The sequence below is a fragment of the Paenibacillus ottowii genome (genome assembly GCF_050516475.1).
In the GTDB taxonomy this organism is placed as follows: domain Bacteria; phylum Bacillota; class Bacilli; order Paenibacillales; family Paenibacillaceae; genus Paenibacillus; species Paenibacillus ottowii.
Genome location: NZ_CP191577.1, coordinates 3,206,862 through 3,212,861, shown reverse-complemented (window position 1 = coordinate 3,212,861; position 6,000 = coordinate 3,206,862). Strand labels below are relative to the sequence as shown.

Sequence of the window (6,000 nt, the reverse complement as noted above, 5' to 3'; positions counted from 1 at the left end):
AATATTACCTTTGGCAATTCCAATTAATGTGTTTTTATTCACAATAATATTAATCCTTCCTATGTATAGTGTTTTATAAGGAATAGGGCAGTTATCTATCTTCCATTAAGCTTATGTAACACTGCCCTAAATAAAATAACTTAAATTAAGGCGTAACATCTATTTGGGTAAGAACTACTGTAATTACTGCATAAGCCAAACCTGCAACAACTTGTTCGGTCCATAACCAAGTTCCCGCAGGCTCTACATCGTTTCCTAAAGCAGAAACGCTTGGACGTGAATATTCCATTTTTCTCACCTCCTTTTTAAAGTGGTTTTAGATGCACTAAAGATGTTTTAATGAAACTGGTAATATAGCTAATTAATTTGATCATTTTATTTGAGATTACTTATATCATTCAAATCTTTGTCAATCATATCAATATAGATATCCTTATCCCGCCAGACAGTTGGAATGCCATCATTTCTTTTGTTCATATCTTCAATGCATACTATAGTTTTTGCTATGACAGAAGGAATCTTATTTTCCCATACTTTACCTAAACCTGAGTTCCAGTATTCACTAAAGCTGTGATTTCTTAAATTACCAACAACTAAAGGCAAATATGCTGAAACTACAATATCTCCGTTAGCTCTTACATTACAATGATTTACACATTGACTGCTGGATGTGGTTCGAAATCTTATTAAATGATCTATAGGATCTCCCCATTTGATTTCTAGTGAAGTGTTTTGATTATTAATCCGGTTAATTTCTTTTACAAGTTGACGATATTGCATTTTACTTACATTAATAGACGATTCATTTCCATCAGCTCTACCTAGTAACATTAGTGGCTGAACTCGAAGTTCTCCATCTATACCGATTTTACTTAAAATGGAATGAACCTCTTCGATTTCATCGACATTAAAGCAAGTAGGAGTAAAAGCGACAGAGCATTTTACATCCAACTTTTTCAAAAGATTTATAGCCAAAATAGCTTTATCAAAAACCCCCTTTTTATTTCTCAAACGGTCGTGGGAATCTGCCTTAGAACCATCGAGACTAACTTGTATACGGTTAACGCCATTTTCTTTTAGTTGCATTATAGTTCTCTCATTTAGAAGTAGTGCATTTGTTACCATCGAGATATTTGCTACTCCCAATGATTTTAACCGAGAAGACGCTTTGCATATTAAATCTTTTCTTAGCAAAGTTTCTCCACCACAAAAGCAAAAGTTGAACAACTCCATTTTTCCCACGTCTTCAATAAAATCCATGACCTCACTATCTGACAGCTCATTGGTAGAAACTATATTATCCCCGCTATTATTGTAGCAGTGCAGACAACGTAGATTGCATTTATTTGTAATATCAAAAGCTATTTGGTGAGGGCCTTTTAAAATATTAGCTGGATCAAGCAAAATATCAGTTGTACTCATTGTGCATTCCCCCTTTCAGTATATATAACTGAATATTTCAAGACTTTTTTCGTCAATTTCGTTTATTAAAAGACCCTCTTTAGTAAAATTAAGTTTTGTTAATTTTCGAGAAATTTCTTCATGATTTTTATTGTTCATTATGCTCTGATATTTTATTTTCGTTATGTTTTTTACAGCAATATCTTGTAAAGTTTCTTTTATCATAGAAATTATCTCATCAAAAAATCGCGCATTAATTTTAATGACGCCAAGAACAGATGTTGTTGAATTTTTCTGAGTAGGCAAGAAAACCGAGACTACTCCTTCCAATCTCCCACTAGGATTTTTAAGGAGAAAAAATTCCTCGGCATATGTAAACAGTTTTGATCTGTAGGATAATTCATCAGTATACTCTTTTACATCTCTAACTGGATTTAAATATTCTAGTATCGATGTATCAGCTATTACACTCTCTTTTTTGAAGAAATCTTTTAGCTGTTGTAAATTTCCTTCCTCCGCTAAACTTAATGTGTAGCCATCTTTCAATGTTCTTATCTTCGTCTGCATAAAAGGATTCCCCATTTCTCCCCAGTTAAGTAGGCCAAACCTGGAATAATCAAATAACACATTTTTTAAATCCTTAACAACTTGTTCCTTATCTGCGTTATTGAAAAATAATAAGATTTCTTCCATGACTTCATTAGTGGTCTTCTTACCATCACAAAAATCTAAAATTTTCAGCGCTGTCGGGTTAATTAAAATCTCTCTTAGCTGTGGCACAATGTTTGAATGGCAACTTACGAAGCCATTCTTTTCTTTTCTCATAAAGGAAATTGCCTTTTCGTTAAAAATGGGTTTAGAGTGTTGATATCTAGTATTGTCAACAGCGCTCGCTTCTTTTAGGTACATGAAACCTCCTCCTTCTAATCAAGTAATACTAGGAAAATCATAAATCAGAGAATTGAACGAATTTAGCTTTAATGTAAGAATTTATCTATGTCTTAAATAGTAATCTACGTATATTGTATTCCTACTCATAATTATGTCAATATTTTTAATTTTATATTTAAAATGGGAAATTTCTTTCTGGATTTGGATACACGAAATTGGTAGTGTGCTGAATTTTTTGATATAAATGTACTTGGGCGGTTGGCTAAGTGGGCTTTCTTTTGTATAATTAAGGGAATATTCACGGGAATTTTCTTTTTTTGAATTGAAAACATGCAAGTTATCCCTGGGGGTGCCTGATTTGAAGGAAACAACCACTATTCGCGCAGAGCTGGAGCAGTATATCAGACGAGAAGGAATTACGATTAGTAAGTTTGGGGAGAACACAGGTATTAATGCAGGTACGATCAGTGCCATTATTAACGGGAACCGGCCGATTGCGATGCTGCTGCTGGACCGAATTGCTGCCGGCATGGGGCTTGAAGAGGGGAGCCTCTATGAGCTCTATATTGATGAATTTATACGAAATACGGCGCCGAATTGGCGAAGGGTTCGTCCCTTTTTGCATCGCTGTGCAGAGCTGAACAAACTGGATTGTATTAAGCAAGTCGTGGAGTTTATGATGGACTATCTCATATACGCCCCGGCTTTGTTTGAGACAGCGGAGGAATTATTCAGCGAAGGCAGGTTCGAGGCGGCGGCCATTATTTATAAAAATGTGGCGGAAAGCGAGAAGTATCAACATTCGGAGCGGCTGGCGCTTTGCCAATACCGTTTATTTACGATTGCCATTGGCGATGACCAGGATGAAAATTTATGGGCAGCCACACATTTTGAAAGCTTTGTGGAGCGGTTGGGTGAGGCAGACCAATTGGATGCCCTAAGAGACTTGGCTAATACGTATGCCTCCTTGCGACGTTGGGATAAAGTAGAATGGTTTGCTGAAAAAATGGCTCAAAAAGCCAAAGTACAATACGAGCAAAAATACGGAAACACCAAGAAATCAGAGCGTGGCAAGGAACCTAAGGGTCCTTTGTTTATGTATATCGTATATTCTTACGTGCTGCGTGCCGGGGTGTGGGATGAGCGCGGGGATTACCAGAAGGCGTTGGAATATGTATCGCTATATTCTGATTTGAGCTGGGTGCAAGAGGATACAGAAGAAGCCCGGCATTTGAAGGCTCTTTGTAGCAACTGGGCTGAGGCCAATAGGTATTTGTATCAGTTGATGTCTGGCAGCCTGGATGTGATTCCACAGTATGTAGATTATTTGGAAAAAAACGAGGGCGAAATTCTGGTCGGGTTACATAAGATAATGGTAGCAGCCAACCGGTATGATTTTAATGTAGATCATGTACTGCAACACTTTGAAAAACAAATTGAGGCATTTGCAGATCAGCATACCAAGGTAGGCACTTATACAGAGCAAATGTCAGCAGATCTTTATGCACGATTTTTGGCAGAGATGGCTTGTTATGATCTCAACAAACATCGGTATTCCAAGGGTATGAAATTTTTACTCGAAAGCCTTTCCTATTCCGTTGTGCTCAATGGTAATCCTGTCACCATCAAATGTGTAGGACTATTTGAAAAGTATCGGCATACTGCCACTTCTGAGGACAAAGAGGAGTATAAAAACTTACTTGGAGAGGTAGAGTACATCCATGATAAAAAAGATCGTTTTTTCTCTGCTCGCATTTAATGTTTTTATCCTATTGAATTTTCCACCCGTTTCCCCTCCTACGGAGGACCCTAGTGATGTCCAAAGTCATGGTTTGGGGGGATGGGCATCGTCATCCTTTGAAACATCGACTTAGAGGGTCCAGATAACGTTAAAAAAGGTATTCTCTTATGAAAAAGGGGATACCTTTTTTGATGTGGAAATGCATTTGAAGGGGACTCTTGCCGTTAAGAGTGCGGAGCCGGAGGTTGGGTAGGTGGAAACCAGACATGACGCAAATCGACCCAGCCTTGGCTGTTAAAAGATACGCCGCGCACAGAAGGAAGATAGGCCGTCTGAACGGGCTTTTCATATAAGATGTGCAATTGGTGCTCATCCATGAGCCGAGTTTCGATATGCTCAAATTGCTGTGCCCTCACGGTATGATCGGCTTCCCGTGCAATTTCGCGCAGCAGTCTTTCGATATCCACGCGGCTATGCGGCTCCACATGCCCGGATACATTGAGATACAGATCAAACAGGCGCAATTGCTCATCACGATCCCGAAACAGAGAAAAGATGATCAAGTCTGATTCCATCCGAATAGATGAGCTTTTAAATTCATTCATGGGTGCGGCCACGATGCTACAGGTATATCCACAGGATTCGAGCTGAGCCGCGACCCGCTCTGCATCTGCTCTATACTCGGGAATGGTGGCAATTTGCAGCGTCGCCAGTGGTTCGCATGAGTCGTTGGCGTTAGATGAATCCCCTACTGAAGGAAGGGGGCGATGATCGAGACATGCTACAATGCGAGCACGTATTTCCGGGTTGCGCAGCGGCCCGTCCTTGTATGTGTTACAGGTGATAAATTTGCGTACCGAGGCCGCCGAGTGAATCTGACTCCATGCGGTATCTGTGTCTCTTGCCAGTATAGGATTATGGATAATGTGAAAAGAAGAAGCGGTGTCCTCCATATCTGGCGATTCCAGCTTAGTCGCCCACGGGAGCTGGACGATTTCTACCCGATCTAGATGAGCACGGCCTTGAAAATAAGGCGCAAAAGCCTCCAGTATGCATAGGCTTTCGTTCATTTCCGTGACCTTGAAAGCCCCCGTACCGATAGGACGGACGCCAAAGGCGGCTTCACCCACCTGATTAAGCTCACGTGGCACAATCGCAGCCCGGCTGGTACACAGGAAGGACAGAAATAGCTCGTTCGGCTCCTTTAGTATGAAACGTACCATTGTCGGACTTAACGCCTGAACGTGCTGAATTTTCCGCACAATAAAATGGTACAGTCTCCTTCCCGGCGCCCGACTCAGTCGCTCAAAGGTATAGACGACGTCTTCTGCGGTCAGTATTTTGCCGTTATGAAACAGCACTTCTTTACGCAGGAAAAAGGTCCACTGCGTACGAGTGGTATCCACCTCCCAAGCGTGCGCCAGTCCCGGCAAAATTTCACCGCTCTCGTTCGCCCGGCGGGCCAGCCCGTCAAAAACATGGCTGGATACGAAGGACTCGGCCAGCCAGTTCAAATACAACGGGTCCAGCGTATAGAGCTGCTGACGGATAGGCAGACGCAGCGTGTCAATCTGCTGCTGATCACTGCGCACCTCCGCATGATGCCCGAAATAATTCAGCAGCCAGCCTTGTAAATGCTCCTGCATGGTGGAGGACCGCGAGTGAACTCGAATTTCATCCAGCGCGCGTTTGATATCATGGCGGTCTATGGCTTGCATCATGGATTGCACGGCAATGTCTTCCGGCTGAATGAGGAAGCGCAGACTGGAACGTCGGCCTCTGCCTCGGCGGGGAGTCCACTGGATCCAGTCGTGCTGCTCCATTTTCTGAACGATCATTAAGGCATTGCGGTGGGTGCAGTCAAAAATAGCTGCCAGTTCATCCAGCGTAGTCTCTATGGTATGGTTCTCATCCCTGTCGTCAGCTGCATGGGAGTGAAGTCGTAAAAATTGGGCGTGAAGTTTCAT

Annotated in this window: 5 protein-coding genes; 1 reads left to right on the top strand and 4 read right to left on the bottom strand. The window is 41.6% G+C overall.

Features of this window, described 5'->3' with window-relative positions:
• Positions 1–145: 145 nt before the first annotated feature.
• The 3 genes from ACQQ6X_RS14900 to ACQQ6X_RS14890 all read right to left on the bottom strand — a co-directional run bounded on the left by ACQQ6X_RS14900 (position 146) and on the right by ACQQ6X_RS14890 (position 2,310).
• On the bottom strand, positions 146–289 hold the full coding sequence (locus ACQQ6X_RS14900; protein ID WP_305165967.1) for a hypothetical protein: 144 nt from the start codon (positions 287–289) through the stop codon (positions 146–148).
• 86 nt (positions 290–375) lie between these two features.
• Complete coding sequence (locus ACQQ6X_RS14895) at positions 376–1,422, bottom strand: radical SAM/SPASM domain-containing protein (RefSeq protein ID WP_305165966.1); 1,047 nt, start codon at positions 1,420–1,422, stop codon at positions 376–378.
• A 15-nt stretch (positions 1,423–1,437) separates the two neighbouring features.
• On the bottom strand, positions 1,438–2,310 hold the full coding sequence (locus ACQQ6X_RS14890; RefSeq protein ID WP_305165965.1) for a hypothetical protein: 873 nt from the start codon (positions 2,308–2,310) through the stop codon (positions 1,438–1,440).
• Positions 2,311–2,650: 340 nt separating this feature from the next.
• On the opposite strand from ACQQ6X_RS14890, the gene ACQQ6X_RS14885 reads away from it, so the two are divergent.
• Positions 2,651–4,051 carry a helix-turn-helix transcriptional regulator gene (locus ACQQ6X_RS14885; RefSeq protein WP_326401276.1) on the top strand — a complete coding sequence of 467 codons (1,401 nt, stop codon included), beginning with the start codon at positions 2,651–2,653 and terminating at the stop codon, positions 4,049–4,051.
• Between the two features lie 206 nt (positions 4,052–4,257).
• Here the strand turns inward: ACQQ6X_RS14885 and ACQQ6X_RS14880 are convergent, their stop codons facing one another.
• Positions 4,258–6,000 (bottom strand): ABC transporter substrate-binding protein, encoded by a 1,743-nt coding sequence (locus ACQQ6X_RS14880; RefSeq protein ID WP_305165964.1) that lies wholly within the window; start codon positions 5,998–6,000, stop codon positions 4,258–4,260.

Excerpts from the sequence above, each read along its gene's own strand:
- ACQQ6X_RS14895 (WP_305165966.1), bottom strand. The coding sequence starts at position 1,422 with ATGAGTACAACTGATATTTTGCTTGATCCAGCTAATATTTTAAAAGGC.
- ACQQ6X_RS14900 (WP_305165967.1), bottom strand. The coding sequence starts at position 289 with ATGGAATATTCACGTCCAAGCGTTTCTGCTTTAGGAAACGATGTAGAG.
- ACQQ6X_RS14890 (WP_305165965.1), bottom strand. The coding sequence starts at position 2,310 with ATGTACCTAAAAGAAGCGAGCGCTGTTGACAATACTAGATATCAACAC.
- ACQQ6X_RS14880 (WP_305165964.1), bottom strand. The coding sequence starts at position 6,000 with ATGAAACTTCACGCCCAATTTTTACGACTTCACTCCCATGCAGCTGAC.